Annotated in this window: 19 protein-coding genes and 1 pseudogene; 5 read left to right on the top strand and 15 right to left on the bottom strand. The window is 59.2% G+C overall.

The window, feature by feature from the left end:
* Window positions 1-55 precede the first annotated feature (55 nt).
* Window positions 56-985 (top strand): LysR substrate-binding domain-containing protein, encoded by a 930-nt coding sequence (locus METH_RS20455; protein WP_245603008.1) that lies wholly within the window; start codon window positions 56-58, stop codon window positions 983-985.
* A 362-nt stretch (window positions 986-1,347) separates the two neighbouring features.
* On the opposite strand, the gene METH_RS25040 is transcribed toward METH_RS20455, so the two are convergent.
* Entirely contained in the window at window positions 1,348-1,752 is a 405-nt protein-coding gene (locus tag METH_RS25040; protein ID WP_281173437.1) for a LysR substrate-binding domain-containing protein, read from the bottom strand.
* 270 nt (window positions 1,753-2,022) lie between these two features.
* Between METH_RS25040 and METH_RS20445 the strand changes: the two genes are divergently transcribed.
* Window positions 2,023-2,247, top strand: a complete 225-nt coding sequence (locus METH_RS20445; RefSeq protein ID WP_024092680.1) for a hypothetical protein — start codon at window positions 2,023-2,025, stop codon at window positions 2,245-2,247.
* Window positions 2,248-2,858: 611 nt separating this feature from the next.
* Complete coding sequence (locus tag METH_RS25490; protein ID WP_156927566.1) at window positions 2,859-3,209, top strand: AEC family transporter; 351 nt, start codon at window positions 2,859-2,861, stop codon at window positions 3,207-3,209.
* Here METH_RS25490 and METH_RS20440 read toward each other — a convergent pair.
* The 6 genes from METH_RS20440 to METH_RS20415 form a co-directional block, all read right to left on the bottom strand.
* Window positions 3,206-4,390, bottom strand: a complete 1,185-nt coding sequence (locus METH_RS20440; protein ID WP_044008787.1) for an ABC transporter substrate-binding protein — start codon at window positions 4,388-4,390, stop codon at window positions 3,206-3,208. The two genes, METH_RS25490 and METH_RS20440, sit on opposite strands and share 4 nt — an antisense overlap.
* A gap of 15 nt (window positions 4,391-4,405) precedes the next feature.
* The gene (locus tag METH_RS20435) at window positions 4,406-5,371 is read right to left on the bottom strand and encodes a CobW family GTP-binding protein (protein ID WP_024092677.1); all 966 of its coding nucleotides are present in this window, start codon (window positions 5,369-5,371) and stop codon (window positions 4,406-4,408) included.
* Window positions 5,368-5,697 (bottom strand): hypothetical protein, encoded by a 330-nt coding sequence (locus METH_RS20430; protein ID WP_024092676.1) that lies wholly within the window; start codon window positions 5,695-5,697, stop codon window positions 5,368-5,370. The genes METH_RS20435 and METH_RS20430 overlap by 4 nt, the downstream gene beginning before the upstream one ends.
* Window positions 5,698-5,755: 58 nt before the next feature.
* The gene (locus METH_RS20425; protein WP_024092675.1) at window positions 5,756-6,637 is read right to left on the bottom strand and encodes a polysaccharide deacetylase family protein; all 882 of its coding nucleotides are present in this window, start codon (window positions 6,635-6,637) and stop codon (window positions 5,756-5,758) included.
* An 11-nt stretch (window positions 6,638-6,648) separates the two neighbouring features.
* Window positions 6,649-7,947 (bottom strand): amidase family protein, encoded by a 1,299-nt coding sequence (locus tag METH_RS20420; protein WP_024092674.1) that lies wholly within the window; start codon window positions 7,945-7,947, stop codon window positions 6,649-6,651.
* A 97-nt stretch (window positions 7,948-8,044) separates the two neighbouring features.
* On the bottom strand, window positions 8,045-9,553 hold the full coding sequence (locus METH_RS20415) for an NCS1 family transporter (RefSeq protein WP_024092673.1): 1,509 nt from the start codon (window positions 9,551-9,553) through the stop codon (window positions 8,045-8,047).
* Window positions 9,554-9,753: 200 nt separating this feature from the next.
* Between METH_RS20415 and METH_RS20410 the strand changes: the two genes are divergently transcribed.
* Both METH_RS20410 and METH_RS20405 read left to right on the top strand, forming a co-directional pair.
* A complete protein-coding gene (locus METH_RS20410) occupies window positions 9,754-10,749 on the top strand; it encodes a GntR family transcriptional regulator (RefSeq protein WP_044008786.1) in 996 nt (331 codons plus the stop codon).
* Window positions 10,750-10,798: 49 nt separating this feature from the next.
* Entirely contained in the window at window positions 10,799-11,200 is a 402-nt protein-coding gene (locus METH_RS20405) for a hypothetical protein (protein WP_024092671.1), read from the top strand.
* Window positions 11,201-11,261: 61 nt separating this feature from the next.
* Here the strand turns inward: METH_RS20405 and METH_RS24170 are convergent, their stop codons facing one another.
* The 8 genes and pseudogenes from METH_RS24170 to METH_RS20360 all read right to left on the bottom strand — a co-directional run bounded on the left by METH_RS24170 (window position 11,262) and on the right by METH_RS20360 (window position 21,798).
* The gene (locus METH_RS24170) at window positions 11,262-11,786 is read right to left on the bottom strand and encodes a hypothetical protein (protein ID WP_156927555.1); all 525 of its coding nucleotides are present in this window, start codon (window positions 11,784-11,786) and stop codon (window positions 11,262-11,264) included.
* Entirely contained in the window at window positions 11,776-12,786 is a 1,011-nt protein-coding gene (locus METH_RS20400) for an RHS repeat domain-containing protein (protein ID WP_024092669.1), read from the bottom strand. Before METH_RS20400 ends, METH_RS24170 begins: the two co-directional genes overlap by 11 nt.
* Before the next feature lie 41 nt (window positions 12,787-12,827).
* Window positions 12,828-14,267 carry a tyrosine-type recombinase/integrase gene (locus METH_RS25035; protein WP_156927554.1) on the bottom strand — a complete coding sequence of 480 codons (1,440 nt, stop codon included), beginning with the start codon at window positions 14,265-14,267 and terminating at the stop codon, window positions 12,828-12,830.
* 53 nt (window positions 14,268-14,320) lie between these two features.
* A pseudogene (locus METH_RS20390) lies at window positions 14,321-15,355 on the bottom strand (IS110 family RNA-guided transposase).
* 72 nt (window positions 15,356-15,427) lie between these two features.
* Entirely contained in the window at window positions 15,428-15,595 is a 168-nt protein-coding gene (locus tag METH_RS20385) for a hypothetical protein (RefSeq protein ID WP_024092664.1), read from the bottom strand.
* Between the two features lie 898 nt (window positions 15,596-16,493).
* A complete protein-coding gene (locus METH_RS20370; protein ID WP_024092661.1) occupies window positions 16,494-16,865 on the bottom strand; it encodes a hypothetical protein in 372 nt (123 codons plus the stop codon).
* Window positions 16,866-16,919: 54 nt separating this feature from the next.
* On the bottom strand, window positions 16,920-19,499 hold the full coding sequence (mobF, locus tag METH_RS20365) for a MobF family relaxase (RefSeq protein ID WP_024092660.1): 2,580 nt from the start codon (window positions 19,497-19,499) through the stop codon (window positions 16,920-16,922).
* A 1-nt stretch (window position 19,500) separates the two neighbouring features.
* On the bottom strand, window positions 19,501-21,798 hold the full coding sequence (locus METH_RS20360) for a type IV secretion system DNA-binding domain-containing protein (protein ID WP_044008805.1): 2,298 nt from the start codon (window positions 21,796-21,798) through the stop codon (window positions 19,501-19,503).
* Window positions 21,799-22,256: the final 458 nt, after the last annotated feature.

Raw genomic sequence — 22,256 nt, 5'->3', positions numbered from 1 at the left:
TGCCTACCAAGCGGCCAACCCTCTGGCGAAGGCGAATTTTTCATGGTCAGGATGAATGAAATTCATCCTGACTCCAACCCGAACGGAAAGGACGAGATCGATGCGGCGCCTGCCTCCACTCCACGCGCTCCGTGCTTTTGAAGCCGCCGCCCGGCATCTGCATTTTGCTCGTGCCGCGGCCGAACTTCACCTGACGCCGACTGCGATCAGCCACCAGATCCGCCAGCTGGAAGAGATCCTGGAGGTGAAACTCTTCCACCGCTATCCGCGTCCAATCCGCCTGTCGGACGAAGGAGCGGCATTGTTCCCGGTGCTGCGCGAGAGTTTCGACCGTATGAGCAACGCCATCGCGGGGATTTCGCAGCTGGATTCGGAACGCCCGTTGACGGTGTCCGTCACGGTGGCCTTCGCCAGCCTCTGGCTCATGCGGCGCCTGCCCGCCTTGCGCAGTCAGACCGGGCTGAACCTGAAGGTCGAGGCCGACAACCAGCCGGTGGATCTGTCCGGTAGCGATGTCGACGTTGCGGTTCGCTACGCAGTCCAGGCGGAGCCCGAAGATCAATGGCTGCCGCTGTTCGAAGACAGCCTGATCCCGCTCTGCGCGCCGGACGTGCTGCGCCGTCATACGCTCAACGGCGACGCCGGTATTTTGGGCCTGCCGCTGATCCAGTACCGCTGGAATTGCGGCGCGGAAGCGTCGCCTAGCTGGCAGCGCTGGTCTCACGCGGCCGGACTTGGGGGGGCGGTGCCGGAGATCGCACAGCACTTTTCCGAGGAAATCAATGCCATAGATTCGGCGCTTGCAGGTCAGGGCGTGGTACTGGCTTCCAGCGTATTGGCCGCCTCCGCTGTTGCAGCCGGGCACCTTGTGCGCCTGTCTGAAACGGAACTGCCCGGCAGAACCTTCTGGGCCGTGAGCCGCAGCAATCATCCGCGTTTTGCGGAAGTGGAGCGCTTTGCTTCATGGGCGCGTGCTTCCGGGTAAACTCAGTCCAAAACATCTGAACTGCTAGAGGCATTCAGAGCGGCTTTGATGATTTGACCGCCCCCCGACGGCATCGGTGTGCCAATGTGGGTCTGCGATGATCCACAAAGGGGTAAAAGGCCGTGGAGGCATTTGTAAACCGGGGTGCTCCTGGCCCGCAAAAGATCTCAGGCGGATTCCGCAGCGGCCAGGTAGGCCAGGCTAAGGGGCCTTGACCGGTTTCCGCTTGCACTGCTTCTGTCGCCCCGTTCAACACAAACTGTGGGGCTCTAAGGTTGCTGACGCTTTTGTCCCATACGGCATTTTTCTACTTCAACGAATGGATTGCACCATCAGACGACGGGATCAAACATCTGGTATTTTTATACGACGGCAAAAAAATGCCAAGCTGCTTGTATGCGGGCCGGGAGGTGCTTTTGCGATGCCCGCAGCAGATAGAGTTTGAAGGGTGCCGCATCTTCGAAGGCGTTCAAATGCACAAGCGCGCCGGAGCGCAGCTCCGTTTCAACGATCACTTTCGGCAGGAACGCGATGCCTGCTCCGTTCACAGCAGCGCGCTTCAGTACATAGATGTTGTTCGCCTGAAACGGCACATGCGGAGTGACCCGCTCCTTGACAGTCCCCTGCCGCATGAACCAGCTGGATGGAGTTTGCAGGTTACTGAACATTAGCGTCTTGTGGCGCTGCATATCTTGCAAGCTTGCAATTGGAGAAGCCTCGGCCAAATACTCCTTGGACGCGCAAAGTACGCGCGGGGCGTCGCCAATACGCCGCGCAATCGTTTTGCAAATGAAACCCGCGGCCCGCCAGCTGTGCGGCCAAAGAGGAGCCAGATGCCATTCTACCGCGGCACAGGTGCCTATTCCTATCCGCTGGAGATGTCGCCGGCCGAACTCAGAACCGCTATCGCAGGATTTGCGCAGTCATGAGCGCGCCGATCAGCGCACGACCTGGCGAAACGGCTCCCGGGAGCCGCGAATGCACCGGCCTTCGGAGAGGGCAAATCTCTGACTGCGCTGGCCAAGAGGTTCACCTCTTTGCTTGTGATCGCAAATGGTGATCTGGGCGATCCGGAGGTGGCAGAACGTCTGATCACGCAAGGCGATTGCGATTTTGTCGCAATCGGCAAGGCCGCACTGGCATCGCCGGACTGGCCCTCCAGGGCGCGCCAGGGAAAGCCCCGTGACGAGTTCGACTTTGAGATGTTCTCGCCGCTCGCGGATCTGGAAACGGCAAACGCGTTTGCCCAGGCTAATGCATAGATTGATCGCCGCCTGGGTGCATAACCGCTGCTCCGGTTACAGACCCGGTGACCGGAATAAACTGTAATGCTTGGCCTTGGCCTCTTGTTCCCGTTCCTCATCCACATCGGGCTTGGTTTTCTGGCCCAGCGGATCCAAGCCAAATCAGAAAACGCACAGGGCTAGCTCGAAAATTTTGTGTTTTACTTGGCCATGCGAGCCCTGCTGTTTCACACAATCAGCAGGGCTCGCAGTCCATCCGGTTGTGTCCTACTGCTGCTGAGCGTGACTTCAGCGTTCACGGTAGGTTTGTTTTTCCTCGCGGCCACCCTTGGCCGCCGTAGAGGAAGGAATGCGGACACGGCCGGTTCCGGGCTTCTCTGATCCTACTCCAATATTGGCTATATCAGCGGTCCTCTCTGTTCAGCTGCTCGGGGAGGACGCAGGCCTTCAGGCGGCCATGATTTTCTGTTCCGAGATCATCGTGCTGTTGTCCTTGTGGTCGGTGCCAGCTGCCGGAGCATCGGCCAAGAGGTTGATCGTGGCTTTGGGCAATGCCCGGCGTCCTCCGATTATCCTGACCGTTGCGATTGCCCTTGGCCTAGGTACCACCGGGTTTACGCTGGCTGTAACTGTCAACTGCGGCGGCCCCTGGCGTTTTGTTCTCGCTCGGTTTGACTCTTGCCCGTCAAGAAGGGCTAGGAGTTTCGTCGGGCGTCACAGCCAGCCTTTCTGTGAAGCTGGCTCTGCATCCTGTGCTGGTAGGCCTCTGCCTTTGGCCTGTTTTGGAGCACCAGCCGGTCTGGTTGGGCACAGCGGTTCTAATGGCATCATTGCCACCTGCGGCAAATGTCTATGTTCTGGCCCGAAGCGCAAAAAGATGTGCCACACTTGCAGCGCCCGACGTGATGTTTGGAGCCCTTGTTTCTGCAATAACGGTGCCCCTGGTAATCCAGTTTCTGGTAAAGGCCCTGATCCGCTAGATCAACGCGCCTGTGGCGATCACATCCCATAGTCTGACAAGGAAATTGTGCTCCTCCATCACGGAATTCCAGATCACGATTTGCCTTTGCCGTTTCTCGTAGCTGCCGCCTTCGCGGCGCTCTCCCGGCTGATAGACGACATTGCCAAACGCGTCACAAATATCGGAAGCGGCCGGTTTGCCTCCATACCAGAAATCCCACTCAACCGTTGACAGATGCGCGCGCGCCGCCCCAGGAGCTGCCATATAGGCACCATTTCGAGCCATGATCGCGCCCGCTGGGCCGGTTAGCCACCAGTTCAGGTACGCGTAGGCCAGCTCCTCGGTGTGCTGGTCGAGATGCCGCGACAGGGCCATACCGCCGCACCAGCCGCGATACCCTTCGCGCGGTGCGCACATCCGGATGGGAATGCCCCTAGCCTTTTGCGATAGGTAATTCGACCACCACATCGTTGATAGTTTTGCGGCCCCCTCGGCACCAGGCGTCCTGTCGGTCCAGAAACCGGCGAAATGACCCGACAATTGGTATTGCTTAACGAGGCGGATGAAACTTCCGATTTCGCTGAGGGTCAGGTTTTCGGGGTTTTCGCATTTAAATTCCCCTCGCGCCCGCAATGCCAGCAACAGGTCAGGTACACCAATGGCTGCATCCGCTTGAATGGCGACCCTGCCGCGCCACTGCTCGGACAAGAGATCGCCCCAGCTGGTGGGTTCGGGGGTGGAGCTGTCTCCGACAATGGCAAAACTGTCGGCATTATACACCGTCGGCAGCATCGAAATCCGGCTCGATGCCGCACGTCCCAACTCGCCGTTTTCCTGCACGAACAACCGGTCCAGGGGCGTCCCGCGCGACACGCTCCTGTCCGACCCGCTCTGCAACACCGGCCAGTTGCGGACCTCGTCCCAGCAGCTTATCCGGTTTACCTCGATAGGACGCAGCGACCGCGCAGGCCAGACCAGATCAAGGTCGTGGAACCACTGATCGTAAATGTCGAAACTCTCAGGTGCCAGCACACCACGACGTTGCGCTTCGATCCCGTCCAGAGCGGTGAATTCAAGCCGGATGCCCAGATCAGCTTCGGCCGAGGCGAGGATCGTGTTGATCAGCGTCACCCCGGTTCCCAGCACGCGCAACACCGGCGGTTTGGTGTGCAAAGGTGGCGATGTCAGTGGTTCCGGCATTCTGCTTTTTGTCTGTCAGGATGTTTTCACGTTTAAAAAAGCTTCAAACGAAGCACGCAGCAACGCCATGTCCAGATTGCGCCCTATAAATACGAGGTGTGAGTTTTGATCGGAAGGCATGGCACTGTCAAGGTGACGCGGGTGGTGCAAAGTGTGGCCAACCCCATCAATCAGGACGATGCCATCAGGCGAATTAAGCAGGCATTTCACCCGCAGCAGATTGGTGCCATGGCGGTGGATGAGCGCCGACAGCCAAACGACAAAACCAGTCCAGTCCAGAGGGACATCGAAGCTGAGGCTAAGAGTCTGCGCCCCGGTGCCGTCGCTGTGCGAGGGGGCGCGAGAGCGCGTAAGAGCAGGTCCATTGACGCCATCGCTGGCAATATCCGCAAACGACGGACATTGCCGGGCATCCAGCAACTGTGCTGTCGGGTTGATCAGCCCCAGCCGCAGCTGAAGACCCAGTAACCGATCCTCCGGCACGAGATCGGTTTTGGAAAGCAGGATTGTGCTGGCTGCCGCCACCTGCGCAACCCACTCGGGCTGTTTGGCATGCAGCGAGGCCCCGTTCAGCGCATCGGCCACGGTAACCACGTCCTGCAAGACAACTTGGTTGTGCAGTACCGGATCAAAGGTCAGCGTTGACAGGATTTGCGAGGGATCCGCCAACCCGGTGGTTTCAATGACAATCCGGTCGAACTGCGGCACCTCGCCGTTTTGCGCCTGCGTCATCAGGTTCAGGATGGCGTCTTTCAGCTCGCCGCGGATCTGGCAGCAGATGCAGCCGGAATCGAGCAGCACGGTATCCGGCGCGATAGTGCCCACCAGCAGGTGATCGATGCCAACCGCCCCGAACTCATTCACCAGAACGGCGACGCGGCCTGCGGTGTCATCTTGCAGCGCGCGCGACAGCCAAGTGGTTTTGCCGGCCCCCAGAAAGCCGGTCAGCAGGGTGATGGGAACCGCCGTGCGACGCGTCATGACAGCGCTCCTGCCTCGGGGTGGGTTTCGGGAAAGTTTGCCGGGTCCAGCGGGTCAAATCCGCCGCCGAACTCTGCTTCAAGCGCGGCCCAGACCTCGGTGACATTGCTGACAATGGCCTGCCGTCCGGTCAGATTGCGCAGGATATAGCTCTGCCCCTGCCAGTCCGAAAGCTGGATGCGCCGACGTGCGAGCATGCGGTTGACCACTGCGATCCGCGCCGTCCGGTCCCGTCGCCGCAGCACCGGATCTGCCGAGGCCCTGGTTTCAAACCCGGCGGCGCTCCAGTGATCATCCGTGCCAAAAATTCCGCATAATCCGCACATGCTGTTATCCTTTGGGCTTGGTGACTTGGTGGGAGGGGAGGCCCCCCCACCGTTTTGATCACGCTTTGCGCGGTGCGCGTGCGTTAAAGTCGTCTGCGATCTCGTCAAAGGTGGCCCATTGCACACCCTCGTGGCTGTTGATGTATTCAATCAGCCGCTCGTGCATCATCAGAACCTGCGGACGGCCCGAGACATCGGGGTGGATGGTCATGGTGAAAATCGCATAGTCGTTTTCACGGTAGACGTAATCGAACTGATCCTTCCACATCTGCTCGATATCGCGCGGATTGACGAAACCGTGGCTGTTCGGTGCTTTCTTGATGAACATCATCGGCGGCAGATCGTCGAGGTACCAGTTGGCGGGAATCTCGATCAGGTCGGTTTCCTCGCCTCGCTCCAGCGGCTTCATCCAGGTGTCGGGATGCTGGCTGTAGTCGATTTTGGTCCAGCTGTCGCCGACCCGCACCCGGTAGGGGTGGAAATCGTTGTGCATCAGCGAGTGGTCGTATTTGATTCCGCGCTCCAGCAGCAGCTCGTTGGTGACATTGGAGAATTCCCACCAGGGCGCAACGTAGCCGGTCGGGCGCTTGCCGCTAAGGGCAGTTGCCAGTTCGATCGACTTGTCGAGGATCGCCATTTCCTGCTCGCGGGTCATCGCAATGGGGTTTTCGTGCGAGTAGCCGTGAATGCCGATCTCGTGGCCCGCCTTGGCGACCGATGCCATCTCCTCGGGGAAGGTTTCCATCGAGTGGCCCGGAATGAACCAGGTGGTCTTGATGCCATATTTTTCAAAGAGTTTCAGCAGGCGCGGCGAGCCGACTTCGCCTGCGAACATTCCGCGCGAGATGTCATCGGGCGAGTCCTCGCCACCGTAGGACCCGAGCCAGCCGGCAACGGCATCGACATCCACGCCATAAGCGACAAAAATTTTCTTTGTCATTTCATTCTCCCTTAGATGTTGAAGATTGGATGGGTAAGTGCGGGGATGAGCTGTTCGACCTGAGTCAGCAGCCCATCATCATTTCCGGACGCGGCCGAGAGCAGGATCGAACCTTCGACGCGGCCATCCGCGTCGCGCAGTGGCACGGCAAGGCCGGGCCAGTCCAACAGGCTCCCGATCATCGTGGCGGCGAGCAGTCTGGCGTTCAGTTCCTGCGCCGCATTCTGGTCGTTCAGGTAGACCGGCAGCGCGTGGCGCAGCGAGGGCACCGTGGGAAAGGCGAGCAGCCTGTCCCCGATCTCGGCGCGGCCCCCTGAAATCAACTGCTCCCGCTTGCGCAGGTACCCGGCATATTGCGCGTCGCTCAGAACCGGAGCCTGCAGCAGCCGCGTGCGGATCACCGGGTCGATCTTGCTGGCCTCATCGCTTGCCAGCAGATCCGCATACTTTCGCCGGGCTTCGATCGCCACCAGTGGCCCTTCGGAGGCGGTCAGGTCACGCAGCTCGTCAACCGCTTTCAGATGTGCGGGGCGCACGGTCCATCCGGCGGCTGCCATACGGCTCAGCGCCGCCTGATAGGCCGCAGTCACCTCTGGTTCCCAGACCAGGCCGAGACTCTCCGACAGGTCAAGGATTTCGGTCTTCGCCTTGCCGGGGTTGGTGGCTGGTTGGGTGTTCAGAATTTGGTCCGCCGAACGCAGCACGTCAATGGACCGCGCCAATGTGCCAACAGTATCAAGCGTCCGGGACAGCTCGTGCACGCCGGTTCGATCATAGCGGGCCGCACTGGGCTTGAAACCAAAGATGCCATTCAGCGCCGCAGGCAGTCGGACGGAGCCTGAGGTATCCGTTCCGATCCCCAGATCGGCCAGCCCAGCCGCCACCAGCACCGCAGAACCCGAGGAGGAGCCGCCCGGCAGCAGTGGCACCGTCTCCGACAGGGCAGAGGGCGGTGTGCCGAAATGCGGGTTGATGCCAAGGCCGGAGAAGGCGAATTCCGAGAGGCCGGTCCGGCCCAGCGATACGCCGCCGGCGGCCTCGATCAGAGTAACGCAGGCGGCGTCCTGCGTCGCTGGTTGCGCGGATTTGCGCAGGGCCGAGCCGCAGGTGATGATCTGGCCCGCCTGGTCGATAATGTCCTTCCAGAGGACGCTCATCCCGTCCAGAGCCCCCAACGACTGACCACGGGCAGCGCGGTCTTCAGCTTGTGCGGCCTGCATCGTCGCGCGCGCTGCAGTGATTGCGGTGCAGGCGCCTGACTCTTGCCAGCCTTCCAGCGCCCGCAGTGCGGCAGCCGTCCGCTCCGTCACGGGGACTGTCGTTGTCCCGGCTAAGTGATGTTCTTGAAACACTGTCATGATGGTCTCCATGGGCGGGTGCGATGTGCCCCCGCCCGGATTGATCGGCTTAGAGGTCTTCGCGAGCGATCGCATCCGACGGGATGTCTGCAGTTTTGACCCGCTGCATGCCGTTTTCCGCCGTGTAGACCCAGTTCAGATCCACCGATGTCGCGAGGTATTTCGCATCGTCCGGGTCATTGATCTCGGCCTGCTCATGACGCGGCAGGACCCAGGCTTTCATCAGGATGAAATACACTGCCATCGCAGCCGGGAAGCCGACGACATAAGCGTATTGGATGAAATACAGCGCCAGCCCACCACCAATGGCCCAAGCGATCAGACCAGCCGGGTTCCAGCCGCCAAAGTAACGGAACTGGCCATCTTCGCGGTACAGGTCCGGCACGTTCAGGCGGCGGCCCCGGATCAGAAAATAGTCGCAGACCATGATGCCGCCGACAGCAGACAGCATTGCGCCATACATGCCGAGGTAGGTGAACAGGTGGTTCAGGATCAGCCAGGGCATGGTGAGCGTGCCAACGATGCCCGCAATCACGATACCCATCGCATAGGTGATGCGAGGCGCGCCAGCGTTCACGAAGGTAAGCGCGGCAGGGATCAGGTTTGCGCTGGTGTTGGTGGACCATTGCGCCAGGATGACCATCGCCAGCAGCACAATCAGCGTGACCCCGGTCCCCTGTGCCTGAATGACATTGATCGGATTCCAGTCCCCGGTTGCGATAAAGGAAACCGCCCCGATCAGCGCGATCCAGCTCTGCGCCACCGGCAGGGCGATGAACTGCGCCGCAAAGATATTGCGGTTGCGGCGGAAGAAGCTTTTCTCGCCTCCGTCCGTCTTCAGAAACCGGGTGATATTGGGAATATCCACCGCAAGCGCCGACCAGAACGCCATGTTGGCCACGAAGAGCGCAACAACGCTCATTTCCGCATCGCCGGCAAAGGTCCAGATGTTGTGCCCGCCCGCCGAAGCGACGTTCTCGAGGGTGAAATACATCCAGATCGAGATCGCGATGATCGCGGGGGCCGCAATACTGGCGAGCAGCTGAACTGCCCGGATGCCCATAGCGGTGTTGATGATCTGGACCAAGCCGAACACGACATACCAGAACACCCAGCTGTCAAACCCGCCTAAGTAGGACACGATACCGTTCAGTGCGAGCGCCCCGAGGTAGGTCTGAATGCCGAACCATGCAGCTGCGACAATTCCCCGCGTTACCGAAGGCAAATGTGTGCCAATGGTCCCAAAGGGCGCCCGCAGATAGACGGCAAAGCTGATGCCGTGCTCGGTGCCGATATCCGCCGTGAGCGCCATCACCAACCCAAGCACAAGATTGGCAAGGAAAATGGTCCCGATCACCGTCGTCAGCGGCAATCCGGCAACCCCGCCCGCGCCCAGCTGGAAGGTCGCGATAATGACCGCCATACCAATCCAGATCCACACGTAGCCTAGTCCGCCAATGGTTCGCTGATTCAGCCAGACCGGCAAAATTGAAGCTTCTAACAGATGTGATTTTTCATCCGCCGTCGGGCGCTGCGCTGCCGCTTCCGTGTATGCCATCTTGTGTCCTCTCCCACATTAATGATCTTTAGTATTCATAAGATCATTTTTCTGAAAGGGAAGCCTTTTGTTTTCCGGCCGGGCAACCTAAGGTACGTGAGGTCGAAGGCCTCGCCCCGCAACACAAGTCGGCGGCCAGTCCAGTACCAGCAACGGAACGCAACGGCGAAGTTTGAAATTTGTCTATGATTCCCAGATATATGTCGATTTCCGAAGCGATCAGGGACGCTATGGTTTCTGGGCGTTTGGAGGCGGGTCAAGTTTTGACCGAAGAGCCATTAGCCCGGCATTTTGGTACCAGCAGAACCACGATCAGAAAGGCGCTCGCAGAGCTTCATATTGGGAAAATGATCACCCGTTTCGAAGGCCGGGGCTTTCTGGTCGGGACTGATTCTTCTGTGCTGCCCCGTCGGGATTCTATTGAACAGGCCCTGTTCGATCTAACGGCAAGAGACAAGGTTCCACGGGCTCTTTCCAACCCTGATCAAATCTTGCCAGTCCTGCGCGAAGAGCTGATCCGCGCACTTCCTTTCGGTCCTCTGGAAATCAACGAAGGGAAGCTGACTGAGCACTTTTCCGTCAGCCGGACGGTCGTCCGTGATATGCTCTCACAGCTCCGCAGTTCAGGGATCGTTGAAAAGAATGAACGCTCGAAATGGGTGCTGCCGGTGTTGACTGCCATGGACGTGCGCAATCACTATCAGTTGCGCATCCTATTGGAACCCGTCGCCCTGGCAGAGGCCGCGCCCAACATCGCAAAAAGCCACATTGAACGGGCCTTGGCGCAAGCAAGGGAACTTGGCCGCCAAGAAAGGGAACCGGACGCAGAGGACATTTCCAAGATGGAAAACGCCTTGCATGTGGAGGCGCTGTCTGGCTGTCCCAACAGCCACTTGCTCAAGACCCTTCAAAAATCACGCCTGGTCCTAGCAATCAATGAAATGTTCCGCCTGCTTCTGGGCCGCTCTCCGGGGACCAGCCGTCTCATTCTGGAGCATATCGCGGTTCTCGAAGCACTTGCGCGTAACGATACCGCCGCCGCAGCTTCACTGCTGGAATTCCATCTTCTGGAAGCTCGGGAGCGCACTTGCAAAAGGTTGCAAACTCTTTCCGTTTTGCTACCACCAAATTTACCTAGTTATCTGGCCCCAGGAACAATCTCGATAAGCCAAACTGCATTGCTCAACGAGAGATAAGACACTTTGCCGCCGAAGCGCCTAAGGCGTTGGGCGGGCAGACGCTGCAATGATCCGCTTTGACGAAGACACCGCCCTGAAGCTCAACAGCAGGCCGTTTCCGGTGCGGTTCAACGGCGAGGACTACCGGATCGTGGCACAGGACCCGGGCGGGCTGGTGGATGTGTTCCGCACCCCGGAACGTACCGCCCAGGCGCTGCTGACGCCGGAACAGTTCCGGATTTGGGCGGCGATTGCGAAAAGCGGCGGCAGAGGACTGCCGCTCCGGCAATTGGCTGCCCGGACGGGGCTGAAAAGTGTGCCGAACTGGGTGACTATAGAGAATAAATGGCGACGACTAAACAGAACTAGCCTCTCGATTAACTACACGCAGCCAGTGGCGCCAACTACACTAAGGCACACGGATTCCAGGCAACCAAAAGATACAAATACTTGGATATTACAAAAATAATTCAGTTAATAGGAGAAAGCATGTCAATGTTCTAACAGTCAAAACCAGAACAAGAATGCAGCTACAATTTTATTACCATATCGCCCTCTTCTCGATCGCTGATACAATCAAGTGTACGAAGGGCATCAGATAATTCAACTTCATCAAGGAATCCCTTATACTTGCCTTCAGCGGACACCTGTACTTTAATTTCATATAGCCAATCTCGTATCAAAGATATTTCACCTTTCGTCAGCCGTAACCAACGCTGACCAAACGGGTCCGGCCACAAGAAAGGGTTCTTTGATTTCGAAGGCTGGCCGGAAAGGTCATAAATAAATGCTTCCGTTACAGATGAAATTTTTTTACCATCTCGATAATAGCTAACAATTAAACATTTAAGAACGTATATGTATTCTTCGGGAGGCGCCCAATCTAGAATTTCGCTTAATGCAGCAGCATACCTACTGACGTCCACCTCCCTCAGATCGACATCGCGAATTACTCTCAGGGCGTTTCTAACTTCCTTGGGAAGGGAGGCTTCGGACAGCTTCCCTTTGGGCCGCTGAATTGGCGCCATTCTCTCAACCGCGCTGTCAAAATCCATTTCCAAGCAACCTCTTACATTTCCTCATCCGGTTCAATGCCTTAGTTACAGCGGTCATGTGCCCAGCATCGCTTGCGCCGTGGCAGATTTGATCTCGTTCCTGACGCTTGAACGCCAACTTTCGAAAAACGTTGTACCTATCACGCAATTGGGCCCGTGACATTCCTCCTTTGCAACTTCCCAATGACTCGCTGCGCGTTTTGAGTTCATTAACTTTGTTTTCCAAGTACTCGCATGGATCGCCACACCAACCATTTTCTTGGGCAACCTGATCAAGCGAAGGAGTATACTCACCGTTTCCTGGCGTTGTGGGGCTCAGAATACCACCAAGGACTCCGCCTGCCAAACGCCCACCGAGTTTGGCGCCTAGAGAGCCAAGGCTACCCAATCCACTCGAACCGCCTCCGGCATCACCGGGCAAACTGACTGTTCCATCTCCATTGAATACACCGGCCTGTTCCCCTCGCGGATCAATATACCGCCCCGGGTTCTGCAGCGCGTACCCATAAACGCTCGGCCCGTCGATCAGCCCCAGCGGATCCGCCTGCATGTAGCGCCCGGTGGTGGGATCATAATCCCGCATCCAGTTCTGGTGCAGCCCGGTCTCACTCTGGAACCACTGGCCCGGGAAGCGCAAGTCGCTGTTTGCGCCGGTTGAGACATGCACGCCGCCAAAGGGCAGATAGTATGCCTCCCAGACCTTCACCCCCGCACTGTCGGTGGCAAAAGCCGGGCGGCCGATGTGGTCGGTGCGGATGTAGTAGATCTGGTCATTCTCCACCACCGCAACCGGCTCACCCTCCAGCCAGACATACTCGCGTAGCAGGGTGGAGCTTTGGCTGACCGGATCATATTCATACTCAGCGATCCGGTTGCCGTCCGCGTCGTGGATCACATGCAGCGTCTTGCCTTCCGCCGTCAGCCGCCGGATCACCTGCTGACCAAGCGCGTTGTAGCCGTATTCCGCCTCCAGCAGGCCGCCGACCGAGAAACTGCTCATCCGGTTTGCGGCGTTGTAGGTGTAGGTATACTGGCTGCCGCCTAGATTGTCGGAGATGACATTGCCTGCATTGTCATACCCCAGCGCCCGGCTGCTGCCGCCCCCGGCCACGGATTGCAGCCGGTTGGAGATGGACGGATAGGTGTAGCTGTCAATTGTGATCTGGCTGTTTGCATCCAGAATGCGCGAGGTGCGGTTACCCATGCGACCAGCCCGTTCCGGAAGGTGGCAGGGTCGATCCCGTTTTCAGCGCAGAAGGCGTCGATGGAGAGGGACGATCTGCAGAAGCGCTGGTAAAGAGAACGGCCGGCTCCGCGCCCCGAGGCCGGAGCCTTGACGATCTTTTCCAGATGGGTGCCAACGCGCTGGCTTGCAGCCTTGATGGTGCGGTCCTCCAAATGCGCATAGCCTTCGGTGGTTGCGAGATCGGAATGGCCCAGCAGTCCGCCGATCACGCGCAGATCCAGCCCGGCATTGATCCCCGCCGACGCAAAGCTGTGGCGCAGATCATGCAGGCGGACCCCATCAAGTTTTGCGCTCTGCCGGAGCTTGCGCCAGACCCTGTCAATCCGGTGGTCCGGCATTGGGTCCTTGCCCTCACCGAACACGTACTGGTTGCTGCGCGGAAAGGAGGCCAGAACCCGTTTTGCAGGGCGCCCGAGCCAGATCGCGCGCGGTCCGGACTTGGCATCTGGCAGAGCACAGCGCGGACCATCGATCATGTCCCAGCGGAGGGCGAGGGCTTCCCCTTTGCGGCAGCCGGTGAGGGCGAGAAAGCGGAAGCAGCCTGCCTCACGAGGGTGGGTTTCCTCAAGCCGCCGCAAAGCAGCTCCCAGCCGGGCCCACTGTGCCTCGGAGAGATAGGTGGCCTTGAAGCTTGTCTTGCGGCGCCTCAGCCCCTTGCAAGGGTTGCTGCCGGGCGGCTGGAGGCCAAGCAGTTCCGCGTGGCGCATCATGCCGGACAAAACGGCCAATGCCCGGTTGCCGCTGGCAGCACTGCCGGGCAACCCGCCTTTCCAGGAAACCAAATCTGCCCGGATCACCTGATTGAGCCGCTTTCTGCCCAGATAGGGGAGGATGAGGTGCTCGACGTCATGTGCATGGGCGCGATGCGTGGCCGGTTTCCAGCTCGGGGCGAGATCCTTGAGATAGTGGCGGCTGAAGGCGGCCACCGTCGGGGCGGCATCCGGAGCGCTACCTTTTTCCACGCCGTCGAGCAGCGTGCGGGCCAGCTCGCGAGCCTGGGGCAGGGGGATCGCATCGGCCCGCCCGAGTGTCTGCTTCTCTAAATGGGCGTTCGGGTCAAGCTCGTTTTCCTTCCTTGTACGGGATCTTTGCCGCTCATCCGGGTCACGCTTCTCTTCGCAGTCTGGGTGATGCCGGGTGAGGCATCGCTGCACGCATGTGCCGGATTGGTTGTGGAGAGCCTCGCTTTCGGACGCGCTTCTCGTTGCGCAGCAGACACTTTCGGCTTCTTCCACGAACCTCGTCCGGTGAGGACGATCCCGTTCAGTTTTGGTATTGGGCTATTAGGTCATGCCATGCCCTCCACCGTCCCTGAACGGAACTCGGCGCTATCTGCCCACATGCGATGGAGCAGAACGGCCAGTTTGCGGGCGACAGCCACGACAGCGCGGCGGCGCCCCTTGGTGCGCATTAATCGCATCCCCCATGATTTGATCTGAGAGCCCGCCTTGGTTCGTACCAGCAAGGCGTTTGCGGCGGCGTAAAGTGTCGCCCTCACGTCTCGATCCCCGGCCTTGGATATTCGACCGGGATTATCTTGTTCACCGGACCGGTATCTTCAGGGCGTCAAACCAAAGTGAGCGGCCACGGTGCGAGATCGTTTGAAACGCGCGGGGTCATCAACCGCAGCCTTGAAGGTCAATGCTGTAACCGGGCCCACGCCGGGGGCCGTCATCAGGCGCAGGCAGACCTCATCCTGGCGGGCCGCGCGTTTAACCCGCCGGTCCAGTTCCAGGAAGTGTTGGTGCAGCGCCAACCGGGCATCAAGCAGCGGCAGCAAGGCATGGGCCAACACCTCGTCCATCTCGACCATTGGCCGGACCATATCGTCAAAGCTGCCATGCTGCACTGTTTTGGGCAGGCGGATACCGAAGATCTTCAAAAGACCGCGCACTTCGTTGGCCAGATCAATGGTCTTGCTCAGCAGAGCTTTCCGTGTGCTCAGAAGCGCCCGAATGCCGTGCGCCTCCCGGCTCTTCATATGAACGGGGCTGAACCACCCCGTGCGCAGGACTTGAGCAATTCCCCGAGCATCGTTCCGATCCGTCTTGTTGCGCATCGCCGATAGTGCGGCGCTCACCTGACGCGCTTCCATACAGACAACTTCAAACCCTTCAGCNATCAAGCCGTAGTACAGATGCTGACACATCGTACCGGCTTCAAAGCCAACACGCTCAATCGGAAAGCGAAGCGCAGTCAGATAGCCGGCAATCNCCTCAATCTCACAAGGCAGTTCTTGCTCGTGCAGAACCGTGCCTTTGCCATCGACAACACAGNCCGCGCAGGACCGCAGCGAAACGTCCAAGCCCGCGAAATACTCCATTCGAAATCTCCCATCTTCACAGATCTATTGTGATCCTATCGGGAGCTCGACCTCAGTTCAGGGTCTGCCCAATTACGCATGCTTGCGGGTCCCGCCATCGGCACGCCATTGCACGATCCAGGAGCTTGTGGTGCCGCGCTGCCGGAGGCCCAGCTTGGGAACCTCAGTGTCCCAATGAACGGTCTCTGACCGTTGGGAAACAGGGCGGGTATTGGCGGTGTTCAGAGCGGATTTACGCATGGCTGTCTTCCTTCTCTGCTTCAGGAAAACCCCGCGCAGTTTCCCGGGAAGCGGCCAGGAAAAGCGGGGAAGCAGCATAGTTCAGGAAGGAAAACCGCCGCCGCGGTCCGTTCCGCAGGCGGGAAAGCCAGTCTGTTGAATGGCTGACCGGGTGCCCTGGAGCGCCGGTTTCGGCCCGGGGGCCTCAGATTTGTGCCACACCCCACGCAGCAAAGCTGCAATCAGCGCAAGGCGCTGATTTGATTGCCAAAATTTGAATTTTGTCAATTTTGTAGTGGCAGCACCTTGTGAAGCCCTATTTTCAAGGGCCAAAATTGCCCCTGGCCCGGCCGTGGCCCGGCTCTGGCCCGGCGTGGCCCAGGCCGCGGGCCAGCTCTGGCCCGGCAAAACTGGGGTTGTTCGTGCCTCATTCATCGCTCGATCTCCACCTCTGCCTCGCGCTCCAATCCGTCGCTGCCTTGCTGCATGTCGAGCCGGATCGCATCCTGGAATGCGGCCTCCTGGCTGGCAAGGTTTGCGTGCTCTTTTTCCAGGACTAGGCTGGAGCCACGTCGCAGCGTCTCCACCGCTTCGGTAGCAAATGCGAGGAGCTGTTGCTGGCTGGTATCGGACTTCGACATGAGGGAGGCGATGAGCAAACGGATCATCTGCATCTCCTTCATGACAGAGAACCGCAGCGCCGACAGGCGTTCGCCTTGCGCCTCGATCCGGCTTTCCAGCCCTTGCAAGGAGCCCGTGCCTAAGNCCTGACCTTCTCGTTCGTCAGCGTTTCTCACGGCCCTTTCCTGCAGGTCCGTGATAGCGCGGTCCAAAGCTTCTTGACGGTTTTCAGCGGTGCCTTCGATCAGGGCGCTCGCTACCGGCCCAAGCCGGACACGGAGGTTCTGCTGTGTCTCACTCATCGTTCAATGTCCTTGTCACGCTGCAGGATGATTTCTGCCTGTTTTTCAACTTCTTTAAGTTTCTCATCGAAAAGACCGGGCAGGGCAGGGGTCTCCGGCTCCTTCTCCTTGGCCTCTTTTTCCTTCACCGCCTCGGGTTTCTGCTGCGGTTCTTCTCGGGCTTTCTCTTCTTCCGGCTGCCAGGCGCGGGCGCCAGCGAGACGGCCGTCCAGCCAGGCATCAAGGGCGGTCTGGCGGATGCCAGTTTCGTTTTCGATGGCCTTTGACAGCCGGTCCGGATCTTCAGTCAGCAGCATCGCCTCATCCCGTGCCCGGCTGATTTCGACGTAGAAACTCTTCTGGGTCGCCAGCCGTTCGGTGGAGCGCATTGCCACAATCACCTTGTCAACGGTCTCACCCTGAACCGCGTGCGCGGTGGCTGCTTAGTCGTGTTCCAGGCCGCGGGCTGCGAGGCTGTCAGCCGGAATTGTGATGCGCGATCCTTCCCGCGTTTCGGCCTCAATTACTCCACCCTTTGTTGATTTGATTTCAGCCCGCAAACCGTTCTTGATGCCGCTTTCCGGATCTGTGATCCGGAACCGCACCTGGTCGCCTTCAGCCATGCCTCGGGCCTCGCGTTCGTAGGCCACCAGCGCCTTTCCAAGCTCCCGTTGATTGAACTTTGCAGCCAGGGGCAGGGTGGTCCGGACACCGGTTTCCTCATGCTCAACGGTCAGCTTATTGCCCCTGTGATCAGCTTCCCGAACCACATAGAGGCTGTTCTTTTTGAGGCCGTATTCCTTGCTTGTGGCCACGGACATGACGACATCGCCAGGGGCGTAGCTGCGGGCGTCGGCAAGCATGGCCTCGGTGAGCTGACGGTTTACTAGGCCGTTCACCTTGACGTCATCGGAGGCGATATGGCCTTCCTGCCGGAGACCGTCGCGTACTGCCTCATTAATCTCTGCCCGAGCGGCGTTGGTGAGGGCGAGGATCCGGGTTCCCTGCCGCTCTGCCGGGGTGAGCGCCAGGAACCTTTCTGCGGCCTCTTGCCGGGGATCATCAACCTTCAGAACGTTGTCTTCCAAACGGTTGAACGCTGCCGTGATTTCGCCCCGGATCGAGTGATAGACCGCTGCCTTCAGATCATCGTTCCGCTGGCGGCGGATCTCGTCCATGACCGCTGTTCGCATCCCGGATTTCTGCATCTGTGCGAAGGGCTGGCCTGCCGCAACCGCATCGAGCTGCTGGACATCGCCTACGAACACGGCACGCGGTGCGCCGGTGCGCTCTGCGTAGTCCATGGAGCTGCGCATGTCCTGAGCAGAGACCATCGAGGCTTCATCGACAACCAGAATGGTCCTGCTGTTGTCCACGTCCTGCGGATGGTGGCGTTCGGCCGTGACCACTTTCGCCAGGGTCTCGGCGCTGCCCAGAACCTTGGTCAGCTCACTCACCGCTTGGTGGCTGGGTGCATAGCCTTTCACCTCATAGCCGCTCTGACCGGCATAATGTGTCATGCGGGTCAGGGCTTCCTTGGTGCTCTCCAGCATGAAGGTCTTACCTGTCCCAGCATAGCCTTGAATGCCGACATAGCGGCCGTTCCCGGTCAGGGTGGTTTCGATGGAGGCGCGCTGACCGTCTGATAGCGAATTAGTTTCAGACAGCTTTTTGCTGAGGGCGCTTTCCCCGGTTCTGCGGGCAGTGCCTTGCAATTCCAGCCCCTCGGTCTTTTCGGCTTTCCGCCAAGTTGCTAGAATAGAGCGTTCCAGTTCCACGGACGCCTTGTCGGTCAGGATCTGTCCGTCCTCGCCGCTTTCAAACAGCCTGCCAGCCTTAATCTGCCGGTTGATTTCCGCGTCTACCGCCTTGAAGTCTGAGCGGTAGGCGAAGTGCATTGCCGCCACTGTGAGATCCGCCCGGCTGTAAGCGGATTCCCGTTCGCTGATGTGTTCGACGGCGCGGTTTACAGCCTGCCTGGGGTCAGTCTCCAGGCGAGCCACGGCTGCAGCACTGGACAGCATGGCCTTGGCCTTCTCGAACATTCCGGACGGCTGGCCGGGTTCCGCGAGGGGGTCGATCGGGCGCTGCTGATCGAGTGGCACCACAGGCTGCGGGGCTGCGTGACCCACCCGGCCAAAGTCCAGCTGATCCCGGCCAAGACCGGCCGTGAGTGCATCTGCACGCCAGGTTTCCCGCAGCGCGTCCCGGTCCAGATTTTTGTGCTTGGCCGCACGGGTGGCTAATGCTGCTTTGCTCGCTGTTTCCGGCGAAACATCCATGCCCTTACTGTCGAGGGTATTCAGAATTTCCTGCCGCCGCTTGGAAAAGGCTTCGGTCACTTCCTTGGAAATTCCCGAGATGTTCACCTCGCCGTATTTCCCACGCTCAGTGGCAATACCAAGATCTGCCATCCTGTTCTCAAAATCGGAGCGGTAAATCTCGGTGATAAGATTTCTGTTGTTGTAAACGGCTTCATTCCGGATTGCCGAGTATCCGCCGTTCTCGTTTTTCACCATATTGGCAATGACGGCATGGCTGTGCAAATTCGGATCAAGCGCGCGGGACGTATCATGCCGGTAAATTCCGGCAATGATGCCCTCTCCTGTTTTGGTGGTCATTTCCCCGTCTTGCTGGAAGCGCGTTTTAATAAATCGTTCTTCCACCACTGCCATAGCTGCGCGCACCGCGGCGTCGTGAGCTTCAATAATGCGCTTGTCACCAATCACCAGGGCGGCCACTGAGGCCGATTTGGACGCGGAAAAGGTGAGGTCGAGACCGGGACGGTGCTGGCGCTCGCCGTCCACGTAGCGGCCCATCAGCTTGCCGTCCGGAGCTTCACCATCGAGCAGCTGCGCAAAGTGCCTGTTATCGACATAGCCGGTCAGACCGTTTTCCTCCGCCGCTTTGCCGAACCAGGTGGCCGCCCGTTCGCCTTCCTCGGTTCCCGCTTTGTAATAGCCTTCCTGCTTGTAGTAGCCGCTGGCAGCCGCTCCGGCCGAGACGTTTGAAATCGACATCATGTCAGGAATCCTCCGCGAAGGCAGTTTCAAGGTTCAGAAAGGCTGTTGCGGCATCACTCGCGGGTTCCGCTTGAGGGCGTTCCGGCCGCTTCGGTGTTCTCCTGTCAGGCTGGGTTTGACCAACAGCAGGATGGGCACGAACAGAGAGGGGCAGGGGCGTGCTGACTGTTTCACCCGTTGCGCCCCCGGCTGGTGGCGTTTCTGCGGCCTGCGCCGGATCCTCCGATGCCAGTTCAACCTCTGGCGCCGCCGATGCAGCCGCGGGTTCAGATTGTGCCGGCGCGGTGCCGGGGTAGGGAAGCGCGGCAGTTTCGCGGGCCTTGGCAGTGCCGTTGCCTGCGAAGCCTGCATAAGGATCCGGCGGAGCGATCTCTTTCACATCGAGGCCGCGCACCCGGGCGGTGGCAAAGTGCTGCCAGTACCAGTCCCGTTCCGAGGTGTTGGCTGGAGCCTCGATCCGCGCCGTACCTTCAGGGCGCAGACGGTCCAGGAAGCGGAAGAATTCAGCCTTCTGATCTTCAGGCTTCAGGGCGGCAAAGCCTTCCTCTGCAGTCTCGCCCTCCTGGATCTCCACATTCACGGCGGCGACCTGCATTCCGCCGGCGTCGAAGCCGTTGCCCTTGTAGGGGATGAACTTTTCCGCGGTGGCCGTGGTCGGAACCGGTTCAAAGCGTACTCTGGCGGTTGGGGCGTCATAGGCCGGACGGAAATAGGCTACGAACTGGGGCAATGACTGGATTTCCGCCGGGGTGACAATCGCGCGCTGGGTACGGCGGCCGACAATGCCCACGCCGTCGCGGGTGTCATGCGCCCCCAAGGTGAGGTTTTCCTGCTGCTCGATCACATCCTCTTCGCCCAGGGATCGGGAGGAGCGCTGCGCGGTATTGTAATCGGGGGTGTTGAAGACAACCCGGTTGTTCAGGACGCCGGAAATCGTCTCCGCCGCCTTGTCGCCGTAAATGTCTTCCAGCTGGGAAAACACCTGGTAGCCGACAACAAAGGCCCCGCCGAACTGCCGGATCTCCGCAAGACTCTTGGGCAGGAAGGGCATCTTGTTCAGGGTCGGCACTTCATCGAGAAAGAACCACACCTTGGGGTCGCGGCTTTCCTCTGTCGTCATCAGCGCGTTGGCCGCCACCTCAAAAACCGCCGAGACGATGTTGCGCACCGCTGCCGACTGTTCGGCGTTGCCGGTCAGGAACACAAAACCGGGCCGGTCATCCACCACCCAATCGCGGATTGAGAAGGGTTCGGCATCATCGCGCAGGTATTCCAGGAACCGCAGCTCGGTGATCATGTTGGCGCGGATGGAGCCGGAGGTATTGGCAACATGCTCCCCGAAGAAATGCGCGCCGGGCGTCGCGGCCACCAGTTTGCCCAGCTCCTCGGATGGAATGTTCATGATGGCTTTGCGAAGGTCAGTATTTGTGGTCTTTCCGGCCTTTGCCAGCTCGCGGGCGGCGTACTGGAAGACCAGCCGGGCGGATTGGGTCCAGAAACTGTCCAGGGAGCCTTGCTGATCCGGGATCATCACCTCGGCGATCTGTGCGAAGCCTTCCGGAGAAACCACCTCATTGAAGGGGGACCAACCCACAGAGCGTTCATCAAAGGGGTTGAGGATGATGTCTTTTTCCGGGTCGTAGTGGTCGCGCAGCAGGCCGCCCATGCGGTCATAGATGATGGCCCGGCCGCTTGCCGCCCGGATGGTGTTCAGCAGTTCGTGCATGGCATTGGTTTTGCCGGTGCCGACGGTGCCGGTGATGCCGATCTGTGCTTCCACAGCATTGGGGGGAAACTCGATCCCGGCCAACGTGTAGCGGGGGCCATTCTTGGAGCCCTTGCCAAAGCGCTTTTCGTATTCGCGCCATTTCCGCTTTGACCAGGCTTTCAGCTCTTTGGCGGTGACCAGGCGCGCACCGCGGATGTGCTCTTCCTCTTTCAGGGAGCGGCCGACCATCGCGAAGACGGCGAAGGTGAAGGCGAATGCCGCAACCGCAGGCACAATCGAGACATAGAGGAAGCGCCAGGCATTGGCGGCGTATTGTTCGTAGATTGCACGGATTTCCCGGTCGGCATAGATCTGGCCCGCGGTGCGTTTCACACGCTGGCCGCCGAGATCCATGTAGTGGAGTTCCCGGAGTTCGGTGCCGCGCTGCTCGACGTTGAATTCAGCGATCCAGTAGATGCCCGTGAGCCGCACCTTATCCATTTCGTAATTCTGTAAGACTAAAATCAGAAACGTGACGGTGAAGGCGGCGGCGGCCATTGAGATGCTGTACTTAAGCACCTGTGTTGCCATGCGGGTCCAGTGTTGTGTCGTCTGGCCGCCTCTGACAAGCTGGGTATGTCCTTTGTTGCGCATGGGCGTAGTTCCTCGTTCCTTTTGAAACGCGAGCAGTCCGACAACGGCTCTGGACACCCGCAGCACTGCGCAAATTTTTGTTTTCGAACGGCAATAGCCGGGTTGCCGCGGCCCGGGTGTTTCACCGGGCCGCACTGTGAGCGCTCCGCGCTATAAGCCTTCTTATGTTAAATAAGTCAGGATTGCTGACCTAATTTCTGCCTGCTATTCATGCGGCTGGCTGCATCTGGTCTTTAGCTTTTAGTGTCATGAGGGGATCAATCTAGAAGAATGCTGTATGAAAAAATTTCCCGCTAGAGCTGTCTAAACATTCCGGAGCTGCGGTGAAACTCGCTAAATCGGGCTCATCAAAAATGGGGCTGTGATCTTGGGACGCTCAAGCAAATCCATGCAGA

The organism is Leisingera methylohalidivorans DSM 14336 (genome assembly GCF_000511355.1).
GTDB lineage: Bacteria > Pseudomonadota > Alphaproteobacteria > Rhodobacterales > Rhodobacteraceae > Leisingera > Leisingera methylohalidivorans.
The sequence above is the reverse complement of the archived record's forward strand: the minus strand, read 5'-3'. Positions and strand labels throughout refer to the sequence as shown.

What these genes read in the sequence shown, in the direction of transcription:
- METH_RS20425 (WP_024092675.1), bottom strand. Translation starts at nt 6,637, where the DNA reads ATGACAAAGAAAATTTTTGTCGCTTATGGCGTGGATGTCGATGCCGTT.
- METH_RS20415 (WP_024092673.1), bottom strand. Translation starts at nt 9,553, where the DNA reads ATGGCATACACGGAAGCGGCAGCGCAGCGCCCGACGGCGGATGAAAAA.
- mobF (WP_024092660.1), bottom strand. Translation starts at nt 19,499, where the DNA reads ATGATGTCGATTTCAAACGTCTCGGCCGGAGCGGCTGCCAGCGGCTAC.
- METH_RS20410 (WP_044008786.1), top strand. Translation starts at nt 9,754, where the DNA reads ATGTCGATTTCCGAAGCGATCAGGGACGCTATGGTTTCTGGGCGTTTG.
- METH_RS20435 (WP_024092677.1), bottom strand. Translation starts at nt 5,371, where the DNA reads ATGACGCGTCGCACGGCGGTTCCCATCACCCTGCTGACCGGCTTTCTG.
- METH_RS20370 (WP_024092661.1), bottom strand. Translation starts at nt 16,865, where the DNA reads ATGCGCTCCACCGAACGGCTGGCGACCCAGAAGAGTTTCTACGTCGAA.
- METH_RS24170 (WP_156927555.1), bottom strand. Translation starts at nt 11,786, where the DNA reads ATGGATTTTGACAGCGCGGTTGAGAGAATGGCGCCAATTCAGCGGCCC.
- METH_RS20455 (WP_245603008.1), top strand. Translation starts at nt 56, where the DNA reads ATGAAATTCATCCTGACTCCAACCCGAACGGAAAGGACGAGATCGATG.
- METH_RS20440 (WP_044008787.1), bottom strand. Translation starts at nt 4,390, where the DNA reads ATGCCGGAACCACTGACATCGCCACCTTTGCACACCAAACCGCCGGTG.
- METH_RS20385 (WP_024092664.1), bottom strand. Translation starts at nt 15,595, where the DNA reads ATGCGTAAATCCGCTCTGAACACCGCCAATACCCGCCCTGTTTCCCAA.
- METH_RS20360 (WP_044008805.1), bottom strand. Translation starts at nt 21,798, where the DNA reads ATGGCAACACAGGTGCTTAAGTACAGCATCTCAATGGCCGCCGCCGCC.
- METH_RS20430 (WP_024092676.1), bottom strand. Translation starts at nt 5,697, where the DNA reads ATGTGCGGATTATGCGGAATTTTTGGCACGGATGATCACTGGAGCGCC.
- METH_RS20405 (WP_024092671.1), top strand. Translation starts at nt 10,799, where the DNA reads ATGATCCGCTTTGACGAAGACACCGCCCTGAAGCTCAACAGCAGGCCG.
- METH_RS20400 (WP_024092669.1), bottom strand. Translation starts at nt 12,786, where the DNA reads ATGAGCAGTTTCTCGGTCGGCGGCCTGCTGGAGGCGGAATACGGCTAC.